This window comes from Dechloromonas denitrificans (assembly GCF_020510685.1).
Classification (GTDB): domain Bacteria; phylum Pseudomonadota; class Gammaproteobacteria; order Burkholderiales; family Rhodocyclaceae; genus Azonexus; species Azonexus denitrificans_A.
This window is the reverse complement of sequence record NZ_CP075185.1, coordinates 206760-231207: the sequence shown is the minus strand read 5'-3', so window position 1 is coordinate 231207 and position 24448 is coordinate 206760. Positions and strand designations below refer to the sequence as shown.

The window sequence follows — 24448 nt, the reverse complement described above, 5'->3', positions numbered from 1 at the left end:
ATGCGCCTGCTCGCCATCTGGATCGTCAATGCACTGGCCTTGCTGGTGCTGCCTTATGTGGTGCCTTCGGTTCAGGTGGCGAGCTTCGGCACGGCGCTGATGGTGGCGCTCGTGCTCGGGTTGATCAACGCCGTGCTGCGGCCGCTGCTCATCCTGCTGACCTTGCCGGTCACCCTGCTGACCATGGGCCTGTTCATTTTCGTGATCAACGCCCTGCTCTTCCAGTTGGCCGGCAATCTGGTCGACGGCTTCAATGTCGGCGGCTTCTGGCCAGCGCTGCTCGGCTCCATCGTCTATAGCCTGATCTCCTGGATCCTCAGCAGCCTGTTCTTTTCAGCCAGGAAACCCTGATGCCGCGGGCCGATCAGCTGCTGGTCGAGTCCGGCCTCGCCGTGTCGCGCACCGCTGCGCAACGATTGATTGCTGCCGGGCGCGTCAGCTGGGCGGGCGGGGTGATCAGCAAACAGTCGCAGGAATTGGCCGCCAATACACCGCTGACCGTGACCAGCGACCCCGACGACCGCTACGTCTCGCGCGGCGGCCTGAAGCTGGCTGGCGCCCTGGGCGAAACCGGCATTGCCATCGCCGGCAAGACCTGTCTCGACGTCGGCCAATCGACCGGCGGTTTTACCGATCGCCTCCTGCAATCCGGGGCGCGCCATGTGGTCGGCGTCGACGTCGGTCACGACCAGTTGCATCCTCGTCTACTCGCCGATCAACGCGTCACCAGCTTCGAAGGCATCAACTGCCGGGCGCTGAGCCCCGACGATCTCGGCGAAGCGTTCCCGCCAGCCGGTTTCGACCTGATCGTCGGCGACCTCTCCTTCATCTCGCTGACCCTGATCCTGCCGCAACTACCGGCTCTGCTGGCCGACCACGGCGACCTGCTGATGCTGGTCAAGCCGCAGTTCGAGGTCGGCTTTGGCAAGGTCGCCCGCGGCGGCATCGTCCGCGACTCGACACTTTTTGCCGAAGTCGAAAGCAAGCTCCGGAACTGCGCCCAAAACCTTGGCCTCACCGTCCGCGCTTGGCTCGACAGCCCGATTACCGGCGGCGACGGCAACCGCGAATTTTTCATCTGGTTGAACAAATGAACCCTGAAATCTCCATCGAGTTTTTCCCGCCGCAAACGCCGGAAGGCGTAGACAAGCTGCGTACCGTGCGCGGCGAGCTGGCCAAACTGAAACCCGCCTTCTTTTCGGTAACCTATGGCGCCGGCGGCTCGACCCGGGAACGCACGTTCTCCGTCGTCAAGGAAATCGCCACCGAAGGCTTCGATGCGGCGCCCCACCTGTCGTGCATCGGTTCGACGCGCGACAGCATTCGCGAAATCCTCGGCGAGTACAAGGCGGCCGGCATCAAACGTACCGTTGCGCTGCGCGGCGACCTGCCCTCAGGCATGGCCGAAGCCGGCGAGTTCCGCTACGCCAACGAACTGGTCGAATTCATCCGGGCCGAAACCGGCGACTGGTTCAGCATCGAAGTCGCCGCCTACCCGGAGTGGCACCCGCAGGCCCGCAGCCCGAAGGATGACCTCGAAGCCTTCGCCCGCAAGGTCAAGGCCGGCGCCAACTCGGCCATCACCCAGTATTTCTACAACGCCGACGCCTATTTCCATTTCGTCGATGAAGCGCGGGCGCTGGGCGTCACGATACCGATCGTGCCGGGCATCATGCCGATCGCCGGGTTCACCAAGCTGGCCCGTTTCTCGGATGCCTGCGGTGCCGACATCCCGCGCTGGATGCGCAAGAAATTTGAAAGCTATGGCGACGATGCCGAGTCGATTCGTGCCTTCGGTCTCGATGTCGTCACTGAGTTGTGCGAACGCCTGCTCAAGGGCGGCGCCCCCGGTCTGCATTTCTATTGCATGAACCAGTCGGCACTGACCACCGAGATATGCCAGCGACTCGCCTGACCCAAGATTGGCGGCACGAAGCACCGGCAACCTGGAATAGCCCGATTTTTTCAGGCTTTTTCACGAACAATTGTCGACAAACAGCAATTTCGTTGACGCCGGTTTACCCCATCTATATAATTCGCGCTCCCTCGGCGGGTCGGTAGCTCAGTCGGTAGAGCAGCGGACTTTTAATCCGTTGGTCCCGAGTTCGAATCTCGGCCGACCCACCAGTCGCAGAAGGAATCTTGGGGCGCTAGCTCAGTTGGTAGAGCAGCGGACTCTTAATCCGTAGGTCGACAGTTCGAATCTGTCGCGCCCCACCAAGAATTCACCGGATAAAGGCCAATCGTCAGGTTGGCCTTTTTCTTTGTCCATTTTTTGGACTGCTTGTTTCCGGCGTGGTCGTCAGCCAAACCACAATCCATAGTGCGGACATTCACCGAAAACGAGCGGCGCCATCGGTCTTTGACGGGTATGCTCCGTAACATCCGTGCCGTGCATTGGATCAACAAGGCTTTATCGCAACAGGTAGAGCAAGCTCATCAACGGTGAACGTCTGCATGAACTTGAGTATTTTTCAGAACTGGTCGCTCAAGACCCGGGCAACCCTCTTCACGCTGGCCATTTTCCTCGGCGGCCTGTGGACGCTTGCCTTGTACGCCAGCCAGATGCTGCACAACGACATGCAACGCCTGCTCGGCGAGCAGCAGGTTTCGACGGTTACCTTCATCGCCGCCGAGATTAATCGTGAACTCGGGGATCGCCTAAGCGCCCTGAAGGCAACGGCGAAAATCATCAGCCCAACGGTACTGAGCGGCCCGACGACTATTCAGGACTTCCTCGAACAGCGCCCGGTTCTGCAAAACCAGTTCAATGGCGGCATCGCCGTCCTCGATCGCACCGGCACCGCAATTGCCGATGTACCTCGGACAGCCGGACGAATCGGCGTCAACTATCAGGACGTCGAGAGCGTAGCCACCGTGCTGCGCGAGGGGAAAGCGATGATCGCCCGACCGGTGATGGGGAAAAAGCTGCGCGCCCCGATTTTCACGATGCTGGTCCCCATTCTCGATGCCGAGGGCGGCGTCGTCGGCGTCCTGAGCGGGATAACCAACCTGAGCACGCCGAACTTCCTCGATCAGATTACCGAGAACCACTACGGCAGAAGCGGCTACTACCTTCTTCAAGAGCCGAGCGCCAGACTGATCATCACCGGCAGCGGCAAGGCGCACATCATGCAGTCGCTTCCGCCCCCCGGCGTCAACGCGCTGGTCGACCGACACCTTGCCGGCGATGATGAAACGGCGGTCACCGTCGATCCGTTTGGCACCGAAATACTCGCATCGGCGCGCCGCATCCCGATCGCCAACTGGCTCGTGGTCGCCGCTTTGCCCACCGCCGAAGCATTTGCCCCAATTCGCGCCATGCAGCAGCGGATGATCGGGGCGACGATCCTGCTCACCGTGCTGGCCGGCCTCCTGACCTGGTGGATGTTGCGACGGCAACTGGCCCCGATGCTGGCGACCATTAAGACATTGGCCAGCCTGGCCGAGAAGGATCAGCCGCTGCGGCCCTTGCCTATCGCCCGTCAGGACGAAGTCGGGCAATTGATCGGCGGCTTCAATCGCTTGCTCGAAACGGTGCGGCAAAGGGAGGAGGCGCTGATCGAGAGCGAGGCGCGTTTCCGCAATTTTTTCGAGAAAAATTCCTCGGCGATGCTGATCATCGATCCGGCCACCGGGTCCATCAAGGAAGCCAACAAGGCGGCCGCCGCTTATTACGGTTATTCATCGGCGCAACTGACCGGGATGCCGATTAGCAACATCAACACCCTGCCGGCGGCCAGCATTGCCGAGGACAGGCAGCGGGCGATGAAAGAGGAGCGTAACTATTTCCAGTTCCGCCACCGCCTCGCGTCGGGCGAGATCCGCGATGTCGAGGTGCATGCGACACCGATGGAAATGGGCGGACGCACCCTGCTGTTCTCGATCATTCACGATATCACCGAACGCAAGCAGGCCGAGGACGATCTGCGCATTGCGGCGGTCGCCTTCGAGTCGCAACAAAGCATGATCGTCACCGATGCCAACCGGGTGATTCTGCGGGTAAACAGGGCCTTCATCGAGAACACCGGCTACAGCACCGAGGAGGTGCTGGGCCAGACACCGCGCCTGCTCCATTCCGGACGTCAGGACAAGGATTTTTATCGCGCGATGTGGGAGACCATCGGCCGCACCGGCGGCTGGCAAGGCGAGGTCTGGGACCGCCGCAAGAATGGCGAAATTTTCCCCAAATGGCTGACCATTACGGCCGTCAAGCGTGATGATGGCGTCGTCACGCATTACATCGGCACGCACCACGACATTACCGAACGCAAGCAGGCCGAAGAAAAAATCGAGGCGCTGGCATTCTTTGACCAGTTGACCGGCTTGCCCAACCGCACACTGCTGCTCGATCGCTTGAAGCAGGCGCAGCGGAGCAGCGCCCGTAGCGGCAACTACTGCGCCTTGCTCTTCCTCGACCTGGACAATTTCAAGACGCTCAACGACACGCTCGGTCACGAGGTCGGCGACCTGCTCCTCAAGCAAGTCGCCCAGCGACTGCTGAGCTGTGTGCGCGAAGGCGACTCGGTCGCCCGCCTGGGCGGCGACGAATTCGTCGTGATTCTCTCCGGCCTGAGCGGCAATGAGCGGGAGGCCGTCAATGGCACCGAGACGGTTGCCGAGAAAATACTTGCCGCGCTCAACCAGATTTACCAGCTCGGCGACGTTGGCCATCACAGCACGGCGAGCATTGGCGCCACCTTGTTCAATGGCGCCCGGACACCGATCGACGAGTTGATGAAGCAGAGCGATCTCTCGATGTACAAGGCCAAGTCGGCGGGGCGCAATACGTTTCGCTTCTTCGACCCGGCGATGGAGATCGCCGCCAAGGAACGGGCGGCGCTCGAAGGCGATCTGCGGCGGGCGCTGGCGGACGGCCAGTTCCTGCTCCATTACCAGGCCCAGATGGCCGATGATGACCGCCTGACCGGGGCGGAAGTCCTCGTCCGCTGGCAGCACCCGCGGCGCGGCATGGTGTCGCCGGCCGATTTCATTCCGCTGGCGGAAGAATCCGGGCTGATCCTGCCGCTCGGCCAGTGGGTTCTGGAAACGGCCTGCCGGCAATTGGCGACCTGGGCGCGCCGGGCCGACATGGCGCATCTGACGCTGGCGGTCAATGTCAGCGCCCATCAACTGCACCAGGCCGACTTCGTCGAGCAGGTCCTCGGCGTTCTGGACGAGAGCGGCGCCAATCCGCAGCACTTGAAGCTGGAGCTGACCGAAAGCCTGCTGGTCGATAACGTCGAGGCGATCATCGAGAAAATGTCCGCACTGAAAGCCAAGGGCGTCGGCTTCTCGCTCGATGACTTCGGCACCGGCTACTCCTCGCTGTCCTACCTCAAGCGCTTGCCGCTCGACCAGTTGAAGATCGATCAGTCCTTCGTCCGCGACGTGCTGATCGACCCGAACGATGCGGCGATTGCCAAAACCGTCGTCGCGCTGGCCCAGAGCCTTGGCCTCGGGGTGATCGCCGAAGGGGTTGAAACGAAAGCGCAGCGCGACTTCCTGGCCGACGCCGGCTGCCATGCCTATCAAGGTTATTTCTTCAGCCGCCCCTTGCCGCTCGCCGACTTCGAGAAATTTGTCGAGCAGCGTTGATTTGCCCGACCGGGCGATGCGTTCTGAAAAACGAAAGGCCAGTCAAAATGACTGGCCTTTTACTGACTGGCTTGCTCGGCCGGAACAGAGCAAAAGCCGGCGCTAACCCTTATTTGCGACCGAATTTTTCGGCCAGCTGACTCAGCTTTGCCGCCCGCACCTGTTCCGCCTTGGCCGCCGCTTCGGCTGCCTTGCGCTGTTCGACCTGCTTCTTGAAGCGCTCGCGCAGCAGCTCGGCAGCGTGCTGACGGTTTTCGTCGGTGACTTCGCCGGCCGGCGTGCCATCCAGATTCAGGCGGACCGTTCCCTTTTCCATTTCCTTCAGGTAGCGGGTCGAGATGGTGTGGCTGCGCATGGCCAGGCGCAGCGCCTTCTTTTCCAGCTCCGGCAACTGGGCAAACACCTGTTTGTCGATACCGATGGCCAGCGGGCTGTGGTTACGGAAAACATCGAAGCGGTTTTGCAGGTCCTTGAGCAGGGCCCGGGCATCGATCGGTTTGGTTGCAGTCGGTTCGGCAGTCGTCATGGTCATACATTGTCTTTTCGAGGCGCGAAGCGTAGCACGAAGGCACGCCGCGCAGCCGCGAAATTAGTGTCACACACCGCTCTTGCGGAACCAGGCCAGCATGCGCTGCCAGCCGTCCTCGGCTTCTTCCTTGCGGTAGCTGGGCCGGTAGTCGGCATGGAAGGCATGCGGGGCGTTGTCATAAACATGAATCTCGGAAACCTTGGCGGCGGCGCTCCCCTGTTTCAGCGCCTTTTCCATGCTCTCGACCGTTTCAAGCGGGATGCCGGTATCCAGCCCGCCATACAGACCGAGCACCGGAGCCAGCAACTGGCCGACCAGATCCATCGGCTGCTTCGGCGTGATCTCGCTGGCACCACCGACCAGGCGGCCATACCAGGCCGCCGCGGCCTTCAGTTGCGGATTGTGCGCGCTGTACAGCCAGCTGATCCGGCCGCCCCAGCAGAAGCCGGTAATCGCCAGCCGGTTGGTGTCGGCCCCCTTACTGGCGGCCCAGGCGACACAGGCATCGAGATCGCTCATGACCTGGGCGTCGGGCGTCTTGTAGACGATTTTGGCCAGGATGTCGGGAATGCTGTCGATGCCGCGCGGGTCACCCTGGCGGGCGAAGAGTTCGGGGGCGATGGCGCAGTAACCGGCCTTGGCCAGGCGGCGGCAGGTGTCCTTGATGTATTCATGAACGCCGAAAATCTCGGAGACGACCAGCACCACCGGCGCCTTGCTCGCCCCCTTGGGCAGCGCGCGATAGGCCACCATCTCGCCATCCTTGACCGGCACCTTGATTTCGCCGGCCAGCAGACCGCTGTCGTCGGTCCGGATCGCCGTCTGGGCCATCACCGGCTGGACGGCCAGCGCGAAACCGGCACCCAGGCTGGTCACGAGAAAACTCCGCCGGTCAAAGAATTGCGCCGGGACAAGACTGTCGAATTCCGGATTGGGGTTCATCATGGGTCTCCTTCATGGTCATTACATCAGGACGATGTCGTACTGCTCGGGTGAGTAGCTCGGTTCGGACTGCAGCGAAACGGCCTTGCCGATGAAATCGGATAGCATGGCCAGCGACTGCGACTCTTCGTCGAGAAACAGGTCGACGACCGCCGGCCCTGCCAGGATGCGGTATTCACGGGCATTGAACTGGCGCGCCTCGCGCAGCAGTTCGCGGAGAATTTCATAGGCCACGGTGCGCGCCGTCTTGACCTCGCCGCGTCCACCGCAGGTCGGGCAAGGCTGGCACAGCACATGGGCCAGCGACTCGCGCGTCCGCTTGCGGGTCATTTCGACCAGACCGAGGGCGGTGAAGCCGTTTACCGTCAGCCGGGTGTGGTCGCGGGCCAGCGCCTTGTTGAATTCGTCGAGCACGGCTTTCTTGTGTTCCTCGTTCTCCATGTCGATGAAATCGACAATGATTATGCCGCCGAGGTTCCGCAATCTTAGCTGGCGGGCGATGGTGACCGCCGCTTCGAGGTTGGTCTTGAAGATCGTGTCGTCGAAGTTGCGGACGCCGACAAAGCCGCCGGTATTGACGTCGATGGTCGTCATCGCCTCGGTCTGGTCGATGATCAGGTAGCCGCCCGATTTCAGGTCGACGCGGCGGGCCAGCGCTTTCTGGATTTCCTCCTCGACGCCGTGCAGGTCGAACAAGGGGCGCTGGCCGGTGTAATGGTCGAGCAGCGGCAGGACGGCGGGCGTGAACTCCTGGGCAAAGGCACTCAGTTTCTGGAAATTTTCGCGGGAGTCGATGACCATGCGCGCCGTTTCCGGATTGACGAAATCGCGCAGCACGCGCTGGCTCAGCGAAAGCTCCTGATAGAGGACGCAGGGCGGCGCGCAGGTGCGCGCCTTGTCCCTGATATCGGCCCAGATTTTGCGCAGGTAGGCGATGTCGGTGGCGAATTCCTCGTCGCTGGCATTTTCGGCCATCGTCCGGACAATGAAGCCCCCGGTTTCATCGGCCGGGACCAGCCGGGTGATCCTTTCGCGTAGCGCTTCGCGCTCGGACTCCGCTTCGATGCGTTGCGAAATACCGATATGTTTTTCCTGCGGCAGGTAAACCAGCATCCGCCCGGCGATCGAAATCTGCGTCGACAGTCGGGCCCCCTTGGTGCCGATCGGATCCTTGACGACCTGGACGACGATGCTCTGGCCGTCGAAAAGAATTTTCTCGATCGGCCGCTCGGTCGTCGTTTCGCGCGGCTGCCAGATATCCGCCACATGCAGGAAGGCCGTGCGATCCAGGCCGACATCGATGAATGCCGACTGCATGCCGGGCAGGATGCGACAGATGCGGCCGAGATAAACATTGCCGACCAGGCCACGGCTCGCCGTGCGCTCGATATGCAGTTCCTGGACCACACCTTGTTGCATCACGGCAACGCGGGTTTCCTGCGGTGTGAAATTGATCAGTATTTCTTCGGACATGAGGGGATAGAATCCAAGGTTTTGCCTGATTCTACTATGCTCAAAGCCCCCGAACTCCTAGCCCCTGCCGGCTCGATCCAGATGATGCGCACCGCCTTCGATTTCGGCGCCGATGCGATCTATGCCGGCCAGCCGCGCTACAGCCTGCGCGTGCGCAATAACGAGTTCGGCACGGTCGCTGCGCTGAAGGAAGGGATCGACGAAGCGCATGCCCGCGGCAAGCAGTTTTTCGTCGTCAGCAACATCTTCCCGCACAACGCCAAGCTCGCCACCTACCTGGCCGACATGGCGCCGGTCGTCGCCCTGAAACCGGACGCGCTGATCATGTCCGACCCCGGACTGATCGACATGGTCCGCGAAACCTGGCCGGAACAGGCGGTGCATCTGTCGGTCCAGTCGAACACGGTGAACTGGGCGGCGGTACGCTTCTGGAAAAAACTCGGACTGACCCGCATCATCCTGTCGCGCGAGCTGTCGCTCGACGAAGTGGCTGAGATCCGCCAGCAATGCCCGGACATCGAACTCGAAGTCTTCATCCATGGCGCGCTGTGCATCGCCTATTCCGGCCGCTGCCTGCTCTCCGGCTACTTCAACCACCGCGACCCGAACCAGGGCAGCTGCACCAACTCCTGCCGCTGGGACTACAAGGTATCGACCTCGGATAACCCCGGCGTGGCGACGAATCAGCCCGTGTCGTTCTACAGCCATCCCGAGCAGGAAATCCTGCTCGAGGAAAGACAGCGTCCGGGCGAGCTGATGCCGATCGAGGAAGACGAGCACGGCACCTACATCATGAATTCGAAGGACCTGCGCGCCATCGAGCATGTCCAGCGCCTGGTCGAGATCGGCATCGACTCGCTGAAGATCGAGGGACGGACCAAGAGCGCCTACTACGTCGCGCGCACCGCCCAGTCCTATCGTCAGGCAATCGACGACGCAGTCGCCGGCAAGCCGCTCGACCCTTCGCTGCTGCGCGAACTCGACGGACTGGCCAACCGCGGCTACACCGACGGCTTCTACCAGCGCCACCACGATGCCGATTATCAGAACTACCTGCGCGGCCATTCCGAATCGGACCGCAGCCTCTACGTGGGCGATGCAATCGGTTTTGACGCGGCGCGCGGCCTGATGGAAATCGTCGTCAAGAACCGCTTCAGCGTCGGCGACCGTATCGAATGCGTGCATCCGTCCGGCAACCACATTTCATTGCTGAGCCGCATGGAAAACAAGGCCGGCCAGCCGATCACCGTCGCCCCGGGCAGCGGGCACCGGGTGTGGATCGATTTGCCGGCCTTGTACACCAATTCCTTCGTCGCGCGTTTTGTTTAGCTATATCCATATATATAGATAGGAACCTCGTTTGGTGCACCGCAGCAAACGGGGGTAAAATCCCCCCATGAGTCACCCCAGCAACCGCATGCCGCTGATCGACACCCTCAAGGCGATCGCGGCCATCCTTGTCCTGCTCAATCACTTCTCTTCCTACGGCCCGCTCGCCGCGGTGGCGAGCGAGGCTTTCCCCGACACCTTCGGCTGGCTCTACGGCTATGGCCGGATGGCTGTCCAGGTCTTCCTGGTCATCGCCGGCTTTCTCGCCGCCCGCGGGCTGTCGGCCAACGGTCAGGCGCTCGGCGCCTCGCCGCTGCCGCTGATCTGGAAACGCTATCTGCGACTGGTCGTGCCCTATCTGGCCGCCATCGGACTGGCCATTGCCAGCGCCGCCATCGCCGATCACTGGATGGATGACGACGCCATCCCGGCCCGCGCCACCTTCAAGCAGTGGCTGGCCCATGCCCTGTTGCTGCAAAGCCTGCTCGGCTTCGATTCGCTGTCGGCCGGCGTCTGGTATATCGCCATCGACTTCCAGCTCTTCGCGCTGATGGCCATGCTGCTCTGGCTCGGTCGCCGCAAACTGGTCGCCCCGGCGCTCGTGCTGAGCGTGGCGATCGCATCGCTGTTCTGGTTCAACCGCGATGCCGAATGGGACAACTGGGCGCTCTATTTCTTCGGTTCCTACGGACTCGGCGCCGCCGCCTGGTGGGCCTCCGACCGCCGGCAGATGTCGGCCTGGCTGGGGGTCATCGCCACCGTGGTGATCGCCACGCTGATCGTCGATTTCCGCCTGCGCATCGTGCTCGCCCTCGGCATCGCGCTGCTGCTCGGCTTCGGCCGCCGCACCGGCTTCCTGGAAAAATGGCCGGATATCCGGCCGCTGAGCTTTCTCGGCCAGATTTCCTACTCGATCTTCCTGGTGCACTTCCCGGTCTTGCTGCTGGTGAACGGCCTATACGCCAAGCTAGAGTTCGCCTCACCCGCCTCGGCCATTGTCGGCCTGCTGCTCGCCCTCGCCGCCAGCATCGGCGCGGCCACGCTGTTCTACCGCTGGATCGAAAGTCCGGCCGCCAGCCAGCGGATTACCGCGGCGCTCGGCGGGCTGTTCGACAAGGGCGAGGAACTGGCGCGCAAGGTGCCCGGCCTGGCCACCCTGCTCGCCCGCCGCGCCTAATCGGCCAGTTCGACCCGCCCCCGGAAGTATTCCAGCGCTTCCGGGTTGGCCAGCGCTTCGACGTTTTTCACCGGCTGCGCATGCACGACGTTGCGCACCGCCAGTTCGACGATCTTGCCCGACTTGGTGCGCGGAATGTCCGTCACCTGCACCACCTTGGCCGGGACGTGACGCGGCGTCGTGTTGTCGCGGATCTGTTTCTTGACCCGGTCGATCAGCGCCGCATCCAGCGTGTGACCGTCCTGCAGCTTGACGAACAGCACGACGCGGACATCGTCGTTCTTGCCCGGCGGCCAGTCCTGGCCGACCACCAGCGCTTCGGCGATTTCCGGTAGCTGCTCGACCTGGCGGTAGATTTCCGCCGTGCCGATACGCACCCCGCCGGGGTTCAGCGTCGCGTCGGAGCGGCCGTAGATGATCACGCCATCGTGTGCCGTCAGTTCCGAGAAGTCGCCGTGACACCAGATGTCGGCGAAGCGCTCGAAGTAGGCGGCGTGGTATTTCCGGCCGTCGGGGTCGTTCCAGAAACCGACCGGCATCACCGGAAACGGTTTGGTGCACACCAGCTCGCCTTTTTCGGAACGGACCGGCTGGCCGGCGTCGTTGAACACATCGACGGCCATGCCCAGGCCGCGGCACTGGATTTCGCCGCGATAGACCGGCAACACCGGGTTGCCGAGCACGAAGCAGGAAACGATGTCAGTGCCGCCGGAAATCGAGGCGAGCAGGATGTCCTGCTTGATCTCGCGATAGACCCAGTCGAAACCTTCCGGCGACAGCGGGCTGCCGGTCGAGAACATGGCGCGCAGCGCTGTCAGGTCGTGCGTCTTGCCCGGCGTCAGGCCGAGCTTGGCGGCTGCGTCGATGAATTTGGCGGAAGTGCCGAAATGGGTCATTTTCTCGGCTTCGGCATAGTCGAACAGCACCCTGCCCTTGGCGGCGAACGGCGAACCGTCGTAGAGCAGCAGCGTGGCGCCGCAGGCCAGGCCGGAAACCAGCCAGTTCCACATCATCCAGCCGCAGGTGGTGAAGTAGAACAGCCGGTCGCCGGGCCGCACGTCGCTGTGCAACTGGTGTTCCTTGAGGTGCTGCAGCAGCACGCCGCCGTGGCAATGGACGATGCATTTCGGGACGCCGGTGGTGCCGCTGGAAAACATGATGAACAGCGGATGCTCGAAAGCAACGCGCCGGAAACTGACCGCCTCGGTTGCGGCCGGCAAGGCATTCCAGGCGATGGCCCCGGCGATGCGATCGATGGCCGGGGCGGCAGCGAGATACGGCACGACGACGGTGCGGAGCAGCGACGGCATTTTCGCAACGATCTCGGCGTTCTTTTCCAGGCAATCGACCGGCTTGCCGTTGTACCAGTAGCCGTCGACGCAGATCAGCACCTTCGGTTCGATCTGGCCGAAACGGTCGAGCACGCCCTGCACGCCGAAATCGGGCGAGGCGGACGACCAAATGGCGCCGAGCGCCGTGGTCGCCAGCATGGCGATCAGCGTCTCCGGCAGATTGGGCAGGTAGCCGGCGACCCGGTCGCCCTCGCCGACCCCGGCGGCGATCAGGAATTGCTGGAAGCGGGCGACTTCGCCATGCAGTTCGGCCCGGCTCAGCCGCCGCTTGATCTTGTCCTCGCCCCAGAAAACCAACGCTTCGCCGGCATCGCGATGCTTCAGCACGTTTTCCGCGTAGTTCAGCCGGGCATCCGGGAACCAGCGGGCACCCGGCATTTTCTCGCCATCGACCAGGACGCGACCGCCTGCTTCGCCGACCGCGCCGCAAAAGCGCCAGATCTGCGACCAGAACTCGGCCGGCTGGTCCACCGACCACTGCCACAGCTCGGCATAGGGCGCCCGGCCCATTGCCTGCATGAACTGCGCCATGCGCGTGTCGCCGACGGTGGCGGGATTGGGTTTCCACAACGGGGTTGAATCGATGGCGTAAGTCATGTCGTCTCCGGTATTTTTTACTCGGCGTCCGGCTGATTGGCCGGCGCGGCATTCTGGAAAGCGGGCAGCGCCTCGCAGGCGGCGACGATGCGCTGGATGGTCGGCATTTTATCGAGGGCGCAGTTGAAACGGCGCGCATTGAAGACCTGCGGCACCAGACAGCAATCGGCCAGCGTCGGCGCCTGACCGTGACAGAAAGTGGCGGTGCCCGGCTGGGCAACCAGCATCTGTTCGATGGCGAGCAGACCCTCGATCACCCAATGGCGATACCAGGCATCCTTCTGCTCCTGGCTGGCGCCGAATTCACGGCCCAGGTAGTTGAGCACCCGCAGGTTGTTCACCGGGTGGATGTCGCAGGCGATGGTCTGAGCCAGCCCCCGGACGCGCGCCCGCCCTTCGGCCGAGGCCGGCATCAGCGGCGGCAGCGGATGCGTTTCGTCGAGGTATTCGATGATCGCCAGCGACTGGGTCATCGCCCCCGCCCCGGCATCCAGCGTCGGCACCGTGCCGAGCGGGCTCAGGGCGCGATAGCCCGGCTGGTTCTGCTGGCCGCCATCGCGCAGCAGATGCACCGGCACCGTTTCGTAAGGCAGGCCCTTCAGATTGAGCGCGATGCGCACCCGGTAAGCAGCGGAACTGCGGAAATAACTGTACAACTTGAGCATGACAACTCCGGAATCAGGGGGCTGGATGACGGACCAGCGCAAGATGGCATAAAGGTACCAGCAAGGCGCACCCGGCGACTGTCATCGGCAGGACAGTTGCCGCGCCATCGACGCCGTGGCCGACCAGCATGCCGACCAGCGCGCCGATCCCCATCTGGCAGAAACCCATCAGCGACGACGCGGCGCTGGCCATTTTCGGATAAGGGGCGAGCGCCTGGCCGACGGCATTCGACATCACCAGACCGACGGCCAGCGTGACGAAGAACATCGGCCCGAGCAGCGCCGCGACATGCCGTGGGCCGGCCGCTTCAAGGCCCCACATGGTCGCCCCGGCCAGCGCGCCGAGCCAGGCACCGGCGAGCAGCAGGCGGTCGCCGCCGAAGCGCCGGACCAGTTTGCCGGAGAGCATGCTGCCGGCCAGATAGCCGGCGACGACCAGCCCGAAGGACAGGCCGAAAAGCTGCGGCGACAGGCCGAAACGGCCGATCAGCACGAATGACGATCCGGAGATGAAGGCGAACAGCGTGCTGTAGGAAAAGGACAGGGCGAGCAGATAGCCGAGATAGTTGCGGTCGGCCAGCAGGATCCGGAAATTGGCCAAAATGCGCCCGGGCCGGGTCGCGGTCGGATCGCGATGGCCATTGCTTTCGGCCAGCCAGAACCAGACCGCGCCGATCTGCAGCAACGAAAACAGCACCAGCAATGCAAAGTTGGCCTGCCAGCCGAACCATACCGTCAGGTAACCGCCGAGCGTCGGGCCAAGCAAGGGCGCCAGGGCCATCGCGCCGCTGACGTAAGCGAGCACGCGCACCGCCTCGACCGGCCCCCAGACGTCGCGGACGATCGCCCGACCGAGCACCGGCCCGGCACAGGCGCCGAGCGCCTGGACGAAACGGGCGGCGATCAGCGTTTCGACGCTGTCGGCGAACAGGCAAGCGAGCGAAGCGACGAAATAGAGCAGCAGGCCGCCGAGCATCAGCGGCCGGCGGCCGAAGCGGTCGGACAGCGCGCCGTAGGCCAGCTGGGCGACGGCAAAGCCGGCGAGGAAGACCGACAGCGTCAGCTGGATGCGCGCGGCGTCGGTGGCAAAGACCCTGGCCAGCGTCGGCAGCGACGGCAGGTAGAGATCGGTGGACAGCGGGCCGAGGGCGACCAGCGTGGTCAGCAGCGCCGCCAGCCGGAAGGATGGCGACGCCGCGGCTGGCGAGGCGCTCACCCCGGGTAGGGGGCGACGCGCTGCTCGATGGCACCGAAGATGCTGGCCCCGGCGCGGTCGAACATCTCGATCCGGACGCGGTCGCCGAACTTCAGAAAAGCGGTCTGCGGCTTGCCCGATTCGATGGTCTCGTACATCCGCACTTCGGCCAGACAGCAGTAGCCGACCCCGCCGTTGGCGATCGACGAGCCGTGCAGGCCGCCCTGCTTGTTGGAGACGGTGCCGGAGCCGATGATCGAGCCGGCCGCCATGTCGCGCGTCCGGGTGACATGCGCCAGCAGTTGCGGGAAATTGAAGATCATGTCGGTGCCGGCATCCGGCCGGCCGAACAGCTGGCCGTTCAGATGCACGGTGAGCGGCCGATGCACCCGGCCCTCGCGCCAGTCGGCGCCGAGTTCGTCGGGGGTCACGGCGACCGGGCTGAAGGCGCTGGCCGGCTTCGACTGGAAGAAGCCGAAGCCCTTGGCCAGTTCGGCCGGGATCAGGTTGCGCAGCGACACGTCATTGACCAGCATGAGCAGTCGGATGGCCGGCGCGCACTGTTCCGGCGTCGCGCCCATCCGGACGTCGCCGGTGATCACCGCGACCTCGGCTTCGAGATCGATGCCCCAGTCTTCGGAACGGGCCAGGATCGGATCGCGCGGCCCGACGAAAGAGTCGGAACCGCCCTGGTACATCAGCGGATCGTTCCAGAATTCGGGCGGCAGTTCGGCGCCGCGCGCCCGGCGGACCAGTTCGACATGGTTCACGTAGGCCGAGCCGTCGGCCCATTGATAGGCGCGCGGCAGCGGCGAATGGCAGGCCGCCGGGTCGAACGGATCGGGATCGCTGAGCGCGCCGCTGTTCAGCGCTTCGTAGATCTGGCGCAACTGCGGCTCGACCGCCGGCCAATCGTCGAGCGCCGCCTGCAGCGTGCGGGCGATGGCCGGCACCGGGCGGCAATGGGTCATCTGGCGGTTGACGACGACCAGCGTGCCGTCGCGGCCGCCTTTTTTCAGGGTGGCTAGTTTCATTGCGGCTTACTCCCCGGCATAGCTGCCATCGTGCATCCAGCGCGCATGTTGCGGCGCCTTCCTGGTTATCGCCCACTCGTTGAGCATGTCCCATTTCACTTCGTCGAGCATTTTGGCCATTTTCGGCGTGCCGGTGTTGGCCGCCAGTTCGAGGCGATGGCCGCTCGGGTCGAAGAAATAGATGGATTTGAAAATGGTGTGATCGGTCGGCCCGACGACGGCGATGCCGTCGGCTTCCAGCTTGGCCTTGGTTTCGAGCAGCGACTCAAGCGAATCGACCTCGAAGGCGATGTGCTGGGTCCACGTCGGGGTATTCGGATCGCGCCCCATCGGCGGCTTGGTCGGCAACTCGAAGAAGGCCAGGACATTGCCGTGGCCGGCGTCGAGGAAGACGTGCATGTAGGGGTCCGGCTCCTTGGTCGACGGCACCTCGTTTTCGGCGATCGCCAGCACGAAACCCATGTTCAGGTACTTGCCGTACCACTCGACGGTTTCCTTGGCATCCTTGCAGCGGTAGGCCACGTGGTGAATTCTCTCGATTTTCATGGAGTTCTCCTTAAACGCCGGCCCGGGCGATCTGCATCGCCTGGCGGAGGACGGCGATGTCGCCGATATGGTTGGACAGCAGCAGGATCAGTTTGGCGTTGACCAGCGCGCTCTGCTCGTCCGACAGGTCGCGGTGAGTGTCGATCAGTGCTTCGTAGAAGTCGTCGCCGGGCGTGAAGGCGCGGAAATAGCGTTTGCCGGGCTCGGTGAAATTGGGCTTCAGATTGAGTGCCATGTCCGGCTCCTTATTGAACGTTGCAGGTGGCGCGGGCCAGCGCGGCCTTCAGGCGGGTCGCATCGAAGCTGCGCCAGCGGGCGGCGACATGCTGGTCGGGGCGCAGCAGGTAAACGGTGCCCGGCTCGCTGTCGTAACGCTCGGCGAAACGGCCGGTGTAATCCTCGAAGACGCGCAGGCCTTCCGGCGCCTGGCCGGCTATCGGCGAAACCAGCACCACCTCGAGCGGGATGCCGGCGTCGGCCAGTGCCTTGAAGCGGCGCGCCGTCGCGGCATCGAGCGCCGCCGGGTCGCCGACATGGACGAGCGCCATGAAGCGCTGGCCGACCCGGTCGAGCAACCAGAAATCGCTGCCGTTTTCGCGCATCGGGCTATCGTCCATCGGCGCCCCCGGCACCATGTCGCCGGCAAAGGCCGAGCCATCCGGCGTATTGAGCCGCGATTCGGTGAGATACGACGGCACCGACAGGCGGCCGGAATTGACCAGCGCCCGGGCGAAGGCATGGTCGCGAGCAAGGGTCAGCACGGCATTGCGGAAGGTCAGCGAGGTCTTGCTCTTTGGCGTGATGAAGTCGGTCGAGCGCGTCGAGTTCATGATGTTCTCGTCGGCCGCGAACTCGCGCTCTTCGCCATAGCTGTCGAGCAGGGCGGCCGGGGCCTGGCCGTCGATGACCAGCTTGAGCTTCCAGCACAGGTTGTCGGTGTCCTGGATGCCGGAGTTGGCACCGCGGGCGCCGAACGGCGACACCTGGTGCGCCGCGTCGCCGACGAACAGTACGCGACCATGGCGGAACTTGTGCATCCGCCGGCACTGGAAGGTGTAGACGCTGACCCATTCCAAGTCGAACTCGCGGTCGTCGCCGAGCATCGCCTTGATGCGCGGGATGACCTTTTCCGGCTTCTTCTCTTCTTCCGGATCGGCCTGCCAGCCGAGCTGGAAGTCGATGCGCCAGACATTGTCGGCCTGCCGGTGCAACAGCACCGACTGCCCCGGATGGAAGGGCGGATCGAACCAGAACCAGCGCTCGGCCGGGAAATCGGCCTTCATCACCACATCGGCGATCAGGAAACGATCCATGAAGATCTTGCCTTCGATCTCCAGGTCCATCATCCGGCGGATGCCGCTGCGCGCGCCATCGGCCACCACCAGCCAGTCGGTTTCCAGCGTGTAGATGCCGTCCGGCGTTTCGACCTGGAGCGTCGCGCCGTTGCCTTCGGGCGCCACCGAGACGACCTTGTTCCTGAAACGCAGGTCGAGGTTGGGCAATTCCTTCGCCCGCTTGACCTCGTATTCCTCGAGGTAGTACTGCTGCAGGTTGATCATGCCCGGGCGCTTGTGGTCGGGCTGCGGCAGCAGGTTGAAGTTATAGACCTCTTCCTCGCGGAAGAAGGTGCGCCCGACATTCCAGCTGACGCCCTTGGCGACGCAGGCATCGCCGACGCCGAGGCGGTCAAGTACTTCGAGAGCGCGCTTGGCGTAGCAGACGCCGCGCGAGCCGACCGAGACGGTGTCGTCGTCGTCGAGCACAACGACCGGCACGCCGGACTGCGCCAGCTCGATCGCCGCGGCCAGGCCGACCGGCCCGGCGCCGACGATGACCACCGGATAACGCTTGGTTACGCCGCTTTTCTGTTCCGGCGGCTGGACGTACTCGTACTTCGGGTATTGATAGGTACTCAGCATTTTTGTCTCCTCGTTCTCGTTATGGCCGCGCCCCAGCGAGGGGGAGCGGTCTTTACTCCGCCGCTTGCAGGCCGTGCCACATCTCCTTGTCGCGTTCCGCCGTCCAGATGCGCGGATGCTTGATGCCGCTCGCTTCATCGACCGCCCGGGTAACGTCGAAGGGCAGACAGTGTTCGTAGATGAAGACCTGGCCGAACTTCGGGTCCATCGCCTTGCGGCAATGCGCCATCGCCTGATTCAGGTTGAGGCCCTGGGCGACCGCTTCCCTGGCCGAGGCCAGCAGCGTGGTGACGAAATCGCGGGTATAGGCCAGGCCAGCCGCGACGCGTTCCGGCGTATCGAGAGCAGGACCGCGGCCGGGCACCAGCTTTTCGGCGCCGAAAGCAGCCAGCGCATCGAGCGTTGCCGGCCATTCCTCGAGCTGGGCATCGCCGGTGTAGCAGGCGGCGTCGGCTTCGACCAGATCGCCGGAGAACAGCACCTTCTCGGACGGCACCCAGACGATGGTGTCGCCCTTGGTGTGGCCGGGGCCGACGTGCATGATCTTGACTTCCAGATCCTTGCCCATCCACAGCGTCATTTCGTCCTTGAACACCAGCGTCGGCCAGGTCAGGCCGGGGATCGAGTCGTAGGCATCGAACAGCCGGGGAAAGCGCTCGTACTCCGACTTCCAGTCCTGTTCGCCACGCTCGACGATCATCTCGTAGGTGCCCTGGCTGGCGATGATTTCCTGCATGCCGGCGGCCTTGTAGCCGGAAGCGCCGAGCACGCGGACGGCGTGGTAATGCGAGAGGACGACGTACTTGATCGGCTTGTCGGTGATCTTGCGGATCTCGGCGATCAGGCTCTGGGCCATCACCGGGGTGGCCAACGCATCGCAGATCAGCACGGCATCGTCGCCGATGATGACGCCGGTGTTGGGATCACCCTCGGCGGTATAGGCCCAGCAATGGGCGGACAACTGGGCGAAGGTGGTTTTCTTGACGGCGAGATCGGCGACGGAGGCAAACTTTTTGGTCATGGTGAATTCCTTTACTGGACGATGAACGTAATTTAGATTTGCATTCGTTAATAGTCAATGCATTTGTTAATGGCGAACATTGAAACATGGGCAAACGGGTTTGCCATTGACCGCCCGGCGCACTCCCGCTAAGGTGGCCCCCGTCAGGGATAGACCGGCAGGAAGGCCATGGAGCACGAAGACGAAAAAGAACGGCGCGGCATTCAATCCATCGAGGTCGGCGGGCAACTGCTGACGGCGCTGGCCAAATCGGGCGGCGCGATGTCGCTCAAACAGCTCGCCCAGGAAGCGCAGATGACCGCGGCCAAGGCGCACCCCTATCTGGTCAGCTTCGGCAAGCTCGGGCTGGTCAGCCAGGACCCGGTCTCCGGGCGTTACGCCCTCGGCCGGCTGGCCCTGCACATGGGCCTGGCCTGCCTGCGCCAGCTCAATCCGGTGCGCCTGGCCACCGCGGCGGCGGTCGAGCTCGAACAGCGCATCCATCACACGGTGGCGCTGGCGGTCTGGGGCAATGCCGGCCCGACGGTGGTGCATCTGGAAGAATCCAGCCATCCGATTCACATGAACCTCCGGACGGGCACCGTGATGTCCTTAACGACCGCCACCGGCCTGGTCTTCGGCGCCTACATGCCGGCCCGGATGATCGAGCGCTTCGTCGAGGAATCGATGCACCCGGACGCCTTTCCGCACATCATCGGCGAGCGCCGCAACTGGCAGGAAATGCAGCCGGCCCTGGCCGAGGTCCGCGCCCACGGCATGGCGCGCGCCATCGGCCAGCCGATTGCCGGCGTCAGCGCCTTTTCCGTGCCAGTCTTCGATCACAACGGCCATATCGTCCTCGTCATCACCATCGTCGGCCCGACCGGCGGCTTCGATCCGGACTGGGACTGCACCAATGCCCGCGCCCTGAAGGAAACGGCCGCCGCCATCTCGGCCGATCTCGGCTTCAACGCGTCGGCCCACTGAGTCACGGCTGCCGCCTCGATCCCGGCGGCTACATGCCGAGGTACGCGGCGCGCACCTGCTCGTTGCTGATCAGCTCCTGGCCGGTGCCGGTCAGCGTGATGTGGCCGGTTTCCAGCACGTAGCCGCGGTCGGCGATGGCCAGCGCGGCAAAGGCGTTCTGTTCGGCGAGGATGATGGTCATGCCCTGCGCCTTCAGCGTCTTGACGACGTTGAACACTTCCTGGACGAGCAGCGGTGCGAGGCCCATCGACGGCTCGTCGAGCAGTAGCAGCTTGGGCCGGCCCATCAGCGCCCGGCCGATCGCCAGCATCTGCTGTTGCCCGCCGGACAAGGTGCCGGCCGGCAGGGCGCGCTTTTCCTTGAGGATCGGGAACATCGCGAAGATTTTCTCCATGTCCTCGGCGACCTGGCCCTTGGGTTGGGTGTAGGCGCCGAGCCGCAGGTTGTCCTCGATCGACAGCGGCCCGAAGACCTGCCGCCCCTCCGGGCTCTGGCAGATGCCCTGGCGCATGCGCATGTCGGAACGCAGCTTGCTGATGTCCTCGCCGGCGAAGCGGATCGTGCCGCCGCTCATCGGCTGAACGCCCGACAGCGTGCGCAGGAAGGTCGTCTTGCCGGCGCCGTTGGCGCCGACCAGGGCGATGGTTTCACCGCGCCGCACCTCGAAATCGATGCCTTTCAGCGCCTTGATCCGGCCATAGCAGCTTTCCATGCCGGATACCGCGAGCAGGACGTCGCCGCCCGGCACCCCGACACCCGGCTGCAGTTCGCCGGCGCTCTGCCCGCCCAGGCCGATCGATTCCGGCGCAAGGCTGGCGATGCGGTGGAACAGTTCGCGGAATTCGGCTTTCGCCTTCTCGCCGAACAGCGGGTCCTCGCCGTCGAGAAAGGCCCGGTCGATCTGCGCCCAGTCCTCCGCGGTCAGCACCTCGCGGGCCAGCGGCATGGCATCCTTCTCTTCGGTGCGGATGTGGTTCTTCAAGCTTTCCGTATAGGTCCGCAGGGCAGCGGCAAATTCGGCGTTGCCGAGTTGCCCAGCCGCCGTTTCGGCCAGCTTGCCGCGCAGCGACTTGAGGACTTCCGGCCCGTTGCGGTGCTCGGCCTGCAGGCGATCGAGAATGGCCGCCGCGTCGGCGCTGCGCGCCCGCAGCAACGGGAACAGGTGATCGTCCTCCTTGGCGTGGTGGCAGGCATCCATGAACTGTTCGATGTAATCGAAAATCGAGCTGAAGAAGGCCGGATCGACCTTGCTGCCGGCGGCCATCTCATCGGCCACGAGATCGATGGTGGCGACGATGCGCCACAGGTTGCGATGGTCTTCGCTGATGATGCGCAATGCTTCCATATCAAACTCCTAATTCTTCGATTCCGTTCCCGGCTCGCCGAGGACGCGAAGGCGAGCCGAAGACAATGCAAGTTGCACGGCGAGGCGAAGTTGACAAAGTCATGGGTGGGCCGGGAACGGAATCAGGCGTGCGCGCCGAGATAGGCGGCGATCACGTCGGGATTCTGGCGGACTTCCTCGCCCGTGCCTTCGGCCAGCTTCTTGCCGTAGTCGAGCACCAGGATGCGGTCCGAGAGGTTCATCACCATCTTCATGTCGTGCTCGACCAGCACCACGGTGACGCCGGAATCGGCCACCTTGCGAACCAGATGATCGACCTCGATGGTTTCCTTGGGATTGAGGCCGGCCGCCGGCTCGTCGAGGAAGATCAGGCGCGGCTTCATGGCCAGCGCCCGGGCGATCTCCAGCCGTTTGAGCGCGCCGTAGGGCATGCAGTCGGCGCGCGCCTCGATGAATTGCTCGAGGCCGACGAAGCGCATCAACTCGGCTGCCTCGGCCCGCATCTCGGCATCGCGCCGCTTCAGCGTCGGCAGACGCAGCGCCGCCTTGAGCAGGTTGCGGTCGAGCCGCAGGTGGGCGCCGACCATCACGTTCTCGATGGCGCTCATGTTCATGCAGATCTGCAGGTTCTGGAAAGTCCGGGCGACGCCGCGGGTGGCCAGTTCGTTCGGCGACTTGCCGCCGATCGCTTCACCGTCGAGGCGGATTTCGCCACTGGTCGGTTTGTACACCCCGGTAATCAGGTTGAACAGCGTCGTCTTGCCGGCGCCGTTCGGGCCGATCACCGCATAGACGATGCCGGCGTCGATGCTGAAGCTGACGTTCTGTACCGCCTTGACGCCACCGAAGTGGATGGAAAGATCCTGGACATCGAGCAGTGCCATATCAGTCTCCCTTCCCGAACTTGGCGGCCAGCGTCGGCACCAGTCCCTTGGGCATGAAAATCATGCACAACATCAGGATCGAACCGAAGGCGACGGTTTCCCAGCCCTCGAACGTGGCCAGCGCCTGCGGCAAGGCGGTCAGCAGCACGGCGCCGACCAGCGAGCCATAGACCGAGGCCATGCCGCCGATCACCACCATGGTGACCAGTTCGATGGAATGGAAGAAATCGGCCAGATTGGGCGTCACGAAGCCGACGTAGTGCGCCGTGACGCTGCCCATCAGGCTGGCGAAGACGGCCGACATGACGAAGATCGCCACCTTGTAGCGGACGACATCGACGCCGACCACCTGCGAGGCGACCTCCGAACCATGCAGGGCGCGCAGGGCACGGCCGAACGGCGAGTCGATCAGGTTGAGCGAGGCCCAGACGCTGACCGAAAGCAGCAGCGCGACGACCCAGTACCAGTGCTTGTCGCTGGCGAGATCGAAACCGAACAGGCCCATGGTCGGGACCGGCATGCCGTCCGGCCCGCCGGTCCAGGTCGCCTCGTTGCGCAGCGCGATGTTGATGATGATGCCGAGGCCGAGCGTCGCCATCGCCAGATAGTGGCCCTTCAGCTTGAAGATCGGCCGGGCGACCAGGCCGGCCAGCAGGCCGGTGGCGAGCGCCCCGGCCGCCATGGCGAGGACTGGATGCCAGCCGAAGTGGGTCGGCAGCACGGCCGAGGCGTAGGCGCCGATGCCGAGGAAGCCGGCATGCCCCATGCTGATCTGGCCGGCGAAGCCGATCAGCAGGTTGAGGCCGAGGACGATTACGGCGTTGATCGCCATGCGGATGACCAGATCGAGATAGAAGCTGTTGGGCACCACGAACGGCAGCACGACGAGGATGGCGATGACGATATACAGGCCGAAATAGGCGTTCTTCTTCATCGTTACACCCGATCCGTCGATTTGCTGCCGAACAGACCGCGCGGCATGAAGAACAGGATGAGCAGGATGAGCACGAAGGGAATCGCGTCCTTGTAGCTCGACGAGATGTAGCCGGCGCCCATCGCTTCGAGCACGCCGACCAGCAGGCCGCCGATCACCGCGCCAAGGCCGTTGCCGAGACCGCCGACGACGGCGGCGACGAAGCCCTTCAGGCCGAGCATGATGCCGACGTCGTAGGAAGTCAGCGTGATCGGCGTCAGCAGGATGCCGCCGAGGGCGCCGAGAGCGGCCGACATGGCGAAACTCATGAACAGCACCCAGCTGGTGTTGATGCCGACCAGCTCGGCGGCGACGCGGTTGAACGAGGTGGCGAGCATGGCCTTGCCCTGCAGCGTGCGGTTGAAGAAGTACCACAGCGCGACGACGACCAGCGCGGTGACGCCGAGCACCCACAAGCTCTGCGGCAACAGCGTGGCGCCGAGGATCTCGATCGGCGCATCGCCCGAGAAGGCCGGCAGGCTATGCGTGCCCTTGCCGAGCCAGACCTGGATCAGGCCGCGGATGACCAGCGAGGCGCCGATGGTGATAATGATCAGCGTCACCGTCTCGGCGCCCTTGACCGGCTCGATCGCCAGTTTCTCGACCAGGATGCCGACGATGGCCGGAATCAGGATAGCCAGGACCAGCGCCACCGGCAGCGGCAGGCCGGCCTGGGTGAAGAAGACGGCGAGCATGCCGCCGAGCATGATGAATTCGCCCTGGGCGAAGTTGATCACGTTGCTGGCGTTGTAGATCAGCGTGAAGCCGAGTGCCGCCAGCGCATAGGTCGCCCCGACGGTCAGGCCGGAAAAGAGAAATTGCAGGAACTGGGCCAGCATCAGAGGCTCCCCCGATTGCTGGGCGCCGCCCGGCCGCGGACATACCGTCGGTCTTTCATGTCGT

General features: G+C 63.9%; 22 protein-coding genes and 2 tRNA genes. 9 read left to right on the top strand and 15 right to left on the bottom strand.

Translation table 11 applies throughout. The features are described 5' to 3' along the window. The 6 genes from KI611_RS01165 (at position 1) to KI611_RS01140 (ending at position 5598) form a co-directional block, all read left to right on the top strand. Positions 1 to 351 (top strand): phage holin family protein, encoded by a 351-nt coding sequence (locus KI611_RS01165; protein ID WP_226418014.1) that lies wholly within the window; start codon positions 1 to 3, stop codon positions 349 to 351. Further along, a complete protein-coding gene (locus KI611_RS01160; protein WP_226418013.1) occupies positions 351 to 1094 on the top strand; it encodes a TlyA family RNA methyltransferase in 744 nt (247 codons plus the stop codon). The genes KI611_RS01165 and KI611_RS01160 overlap by 1 nt, the downstream gene beginning before the upstream one ends. Next, positions 1091 to 1915: a methylenetetrahydrofolate reductase [NAD(P)H] gene (gene metF, locus KI611_RS01155; RefSeq protein ID WP_226418012.1), complete on the top strand. Its 825-nt coding sequence runs from the start codon at positions 1091 to 1093 to the stop codon at positions 1913 to 1915. Before KI611_RS01160 ends, metF begins: the two co-directional genes overlap by 4 nt. Positions 1916 to 2051: 136 nt before the next feature. Beyond that, positions 2052 to 2127 (top strand) — tRNA-Lys (locus tag KI611_RS01150). Between the two features lie 17 nt (positions 2128 to 2144). Next, positions 2145 to 2220: transfer RNA gene (locus tag KI611_RS01145), tRNA-Lys, on the top strand. Positions 2221 to 2457: 237 nt separating this feature from the next. Then, positions 2458 to 5598, top strand: a complete 3141-nt coding sequence (locus KI611_RS01140; RefSeq protein WP_226418011.1) for an EAL domain-containing protein — start codon at positions 2458 to 2460, stop codon at positions 5596 to 5598. Positions 5599 to 5707: 109 nt separating this feature from the next. On the opposite strand, the gene KI611_RS01135 is transcribed toward KI611_RS01140, so the two are convergent. From KI611_RS01135 to rng, 3 genes are all read right to left on the bottom strand, one after another. After that, the gene (locus tag KI611_RS01135; RefSeq protein ID WP_226418010.1) at positions 5708 to 6130 is read right to left on the bottom strand and encodes a ProQ/FINO family protein; all 423 of its coding nucleotides are present in this window, start codon (positions 6128 to 6130) and stop codon (positions 5708 to 5710) included. A 63-nt stretch (positions 6131 to 6193) separates the two neighbouring features. Next, positions 6194 to 7069: a dienelactone hydrolase family protein gene (locus KI611_RS01130; protein WP_226419858.1), complete on the bottom strand. Its 876-nt coding sequence runs from the start codon at positions 7067 to 7069 to the stop codon at positions 6194 to 6196. A gap of 21 nt (positions 7070 to 7090) precedes the next feature. Next, entirely contained in the window at positions 7091 to 8542 is a 1452-nt protein-coding gene (gene rng, locus KI611_RS01125; RefSeq protein WP_226418009.1) for a ribonuclease G, read from the bottom strand. 36 nt (positions 8543 to 8578) lie between these two features. On the opposite strand from rng, the gene yegQ reads away from it, so the two are divergent. Together yegQ and KI611_RS01115 are read left to right on the top strand one after the other, a co-directional pair. Next, complete coding sequence (yegQ, locus tag KI611_RS01120; protein ID WP_226418008.1) at positions 8579 to 9871, top strand: tRNA 5-hydroxyuridine modification protein YegQ; 1293 nt, start codon at positions 8579 to 8581, stop codon at positions 9869 to 9871. 67 nt (positions 9872 to 9938) lie between these two features. After that, positions 9939 to 11048, top strand: a complete 1110-nt coding sequence (locus KI611_RS01115; protein ID WP_226418007.1) for an acyltransferase family protein — start codon at positions 9939 to 9941, stop codon at positions 11046 to 11048. Here the strand turns inward: KI611_RS01115 and KI611_RS01110 are convergent. The 8 genes from KI611_RS01110 to KI611_RS01075 are packed head-to-tail and all read right to left on the bottom strand — an operon-like array spanning position 11045 to position 19377. Beyond that, positions 11045 to 12997 carry an acetoacetate--CoA ligase gene (locus tag KI611_RS01110; protein ID WP_226418006.1) on the bottom strand — a complete coding sequence of 651 codons (1953 nt, stop codon included), beginning with the start codon at positions 12995 to 12997 and terminating at the stop codon, positions 11045 to 11047. The two genes, KI611_RS01115 and KI611_RS01110, sit on opposite strands and share 4 nt — an antisense overlap. Before the next feature lie 17 nt (positions 12998 to 13014). Further along, the gene (gene maiA / locus KI611_RS01105; protein WP_226418005.1) at positions 13015 to 13662 is read right to left on the bottom strand and encodes a maleylacetoacetate isomerase; all 648 of its coding nucleotides are present in this window, start codon (positions 13660 to 13662) and stop codon (positions 13015 to 13017) included. A 13-nt stretch (positions 13663 to 13675) separates the two neighbouring features. Next, positions 13676 to 14878 (bottom strand): multidrug effflux MFS transporter, encoded by a 1203-nt coding sequence (locus KI611_RS01100; RefSeq protein ID WP_226418004.1) that lies wholly within the window; start codon positions 14876 to 14878, stop codon positions 13676 to 13678. Further along, positions 14875 to 15891, bottom strand: coding sequence for a fumarylacetoacetate hydrolase family protein (locus KI611_RS01095; RefSeq protein WP_226418003.1), 1017 nt, complete (start codon positions 15889 to 15891; stop codon positions 14875 to 14877). Before KI611_RS01095 ends, KI611_RS01100 begins: the two co-directional genes overlap by 4 nt. A gap of 6 nt (positions 15892 to 15897) precedes the next feature. Continuing rightward, positions 15898 to 16437 carry a VOC family protein gene (locus tag KI611_RS01090; protein WP_226418002.1) on the bottom strand — a complete coding sequence of 180 codons (540 nt, stop codon included), beginning with the start codon at positions 16435 to 16437 and terminating at the stop codon, positions 15898 to 15900. A gap of 10 nt (positions 16438 to 16447) precedes the next feature. Then, positions 16448 to 16672: a DUF2783 domain-containing protein gene (locus KI611_RS01085; RefSeq protein WP_226418001.1), complete on the bottom strand. Its 225-nt coding sequence runs from the start codon at positions 16670 to 16672 to the stop codon at positions 16448 to 16450. A gap of 10 nt (positions 16673 to 16682) precedes the next feature. Then, the gene (locus KI611_RS01080) at positions 16683 to 18356 is read right to left on the bottom strand and encodes an FAD-dependent oxidoreductase (protein WP_226418000.1); all 1674 of its coding nucleotides are present in this window, start codon (positions 18354 to 18356) and stop codon (positions 16683 to 16685) included. Positions 18357 to 18408: 52 nt separating this feature from the next. Continuing rightward, positions 18409 to 19377: an MBL fold metallo-hydrolase gene (locus KI611_RS01075; RefSeq protein ID WP_226417999.1), complete on the bottom strand. Its 969-nt coding sequence runs from the start codon at positions 19375 to 19377 to the stop codon at positions 18409 to 18411. A 168-nt stretch (positions 19378 to 19545) separates the two neighbouring features. On the opposite strand from KI611_RS01075, the gene KI611_RS01070 reads away from it, so the two are divergent. After that, the gene (locus tag KI611_RS01070; protein ID WP_226417998.1) at positions 19546 to 20343 is read left to right on the top strand and encodes an IclR family transcriptional regulator; all 798 of its coding nucleotides are present in this window, start codon (positions 19546 to 19548) and stop codon (positions 20341 to 20343) included. Positions 20344 to 20371: 28 nt separating this feature from the next. On the opposite strand, the gene KI611_RS22120 is transcribed toward KI611_RS01070, so the two are convergent. From KI611_RS22120 to KI611_RS01045, 4 genes are all read right to left on the bottom strand, one after another. Beyond that, positions 20372 to 21688, bottom strand: a complete 1317-nt coding sequence (locus tag KI611_RS22120; protein WP_319002321.1) for an ATP-binding cassette domain-containing protein — start codon at positions 21686 to 21688, stop codon at positions 20372 to 20374. 122 nt (positions 21689 to 21810) lie between these two features. Then, positions 21811 to 22572: an ABC transporter ATP-binding protein gene (locus tag KI611_RS01055; RefSeq protein WP_226417997.1), complete on the bottom strand. Its 762-nt coding sequence runs from the start codon at positions 22570 to 22572 to the stop codon at positions 21811 to 21813. A gap of 1 nt (position 22573) precedes the next feature. Continuing rightward, entirely contained in the window at positions 22574 to 23506 is a 933-nt protein-coding gene (locus KI611_RS01050; RefSeq protein ID WP_226417996.1) for a branched-chain amino acid ABC transporter permease, read from the bottom strand. A 2-nt stretch (positions 23507 to 23508) separates the two neighbouring features. After that, on the bottom strand, positions 23509 to 24384 hold the full coding sequence (locus tag KI611_RS01045; protein ID WP_226417995.1) for a branched-chain amino acid ABC transporter permease: 876 nt from the start codon (positions 24382 to 24384) through the stop codon (positions 23509 to 23511). Positions 24385 to 24448: the final 64 nt, after the last annotated feature.

Excerpts from the sequence above, each read along its gene's own strand:
- KI611_RS01165 (WP_226418014.1), top strand. The coding sequence starts at position 1 with ATGCGCCTGCTCGCCATCTGGATCGTCAATGCACTGGCCTTGCTGGTG.
- KI611_RS01160 (WP_226418013.1), top strand. The coding sequence starts at position 351 with ATGCCGCGGGCCGATCAGCTGCTGGTCGAGTCCGGCCTCGCCGTGTCG.
- metF (WP_226418012.1), top strand. The coding sequence starts at position 1,091 with ATGAACCCTGAAATCTCCATCGAGTTTTTCCCGCCGCAAACGCCGGAA.
- KI611_RS01140 (WP_226418011.1), top strand. The coding sequence starts at position 2,458 with ATGAACTTGAGTATTTTTCAGAACTGGTCGCTCAAGACCCGGGCAACC.
- KI611_RS01135 (WP_226418010.1), bottom strand. The coding sequence starts at position 6,130 with ATGACCATGACGACTGCCGAACCGACTGCAACCAAACCGATCGATGCC.
- KI611_RS01130 (WP_226419858.1), bottom strand. The coding sequence starts at position 7,069 with ATGAACCCCAATCCGGAATTCGACAGTCTTGTCCCGGCGCAATTCTTT.
- rng (WP_226418009.1), bottom strand. The coding sequence starts at position 8,542 with ATGTCCGAAGAAATACTGATCAATTTCACACCGCAGGAAACCCGCGTT.
- yegQ (WP_226418008.1), top strand. The coding sequence starts at position 8,579 with ATGCTCAAAGCCCCCGAACTCCTAGCCCCTGCCGGCTCGATCCAGATG.
- KI611_RS01115 (WP_226418007.1), top strand. The coding sequence starts at position 9,939 with ATGAGTCACCCCAGCAACCGCATGCCGCTGATCGACACCCTCAAGGCG.
- KI611_RS01110 (WP_226418006.1), bottom strand. The coding sequence starts at position 12,997 with ATGACTTACGCCATCGATTCAACCCCGTTGTGGAAACCCAATCCCGCC.
- maiA (WP_226418005.1), bottom strand. The coding sequence starts at position 13,662 with ATGCTCAAGTTGTACAGTTATTTCCGCAGTTCCGCTGCTTACCGGGTG.
- KI611_RS01095 (WP_226418003.1), bottom strand. The coding sequence starts at position 15,891 with ATGAAACTAGCCACCCTGAAAAAAGGCGGCCGCGACGGCACGCTGGTC.
- KI611_RS01090 (WP_226418002.1), bottom strand. The coding sequence starts at position 16,437 with ATGAAAATCGAGAGAATTCACCACGTGGCCTACCGCTGCAAGGATGCC.
- KI611_RS01085 (WP_226418001.1), bottom strand. The coding sequence starts at position 16,672 with ATGGCACTCAATCTGAAGCCCAATTTCACCGAGCCCGGCAAACGCTAT.
- KI611_RS01080 (WP_226418000.1), bottom strand. The coding sequence starts at position 18,356 with ATGCTGAGTACCTATCAATACCCGAAGTACGAGTACGTCCAGCCGCCG.
- KI611_RS01075 (WP_226417999.1), bottom strand. The coding sequence starts at position 19,377 with ATGACCAAAAAGTTTGCCTCCGTCGCCGATCTCGCCGTCAAGAAAACC.
- KI611_RS01070 (WP_226417998.1), top strand. The coding sequence starts at position 19,546 with ATGGAGCACGAAGACGAAAAAGAACGGCGCGGCATTCAATCCATCGAG.
- KI611_RS22120 (WP_319002321.1), bottom strand. The coding sequence starts at position 21,688 with ATGGAAGCATTGCGCATCATCAGCGAAGACCATCGCAACCTGTGGCGC.
- KI611_RS01055 (WP_226417997.1), bottom strand. The coding sequence starts at position 22,572 with ATGGCACTGCTCGATGTCCAGGATCTTTCCATCCACTTCGGTGGCGTC.
- KI611_RS01050 (WP_226417996.1), bottom strand. The coding sequence starts at position 23,506 with ATGAAGAAGAACGCCTATTTCGGCCTGTATATCGTCATCGCCATCCTC.
- KI611_RS01045 (WP_226417995.1), bottom strand. The coding sequence starts at position 24,384 with ATGCTGGCCCAGTTCCTGCAATTTCTCTTTTCCGGCCTGACCGTCGGG.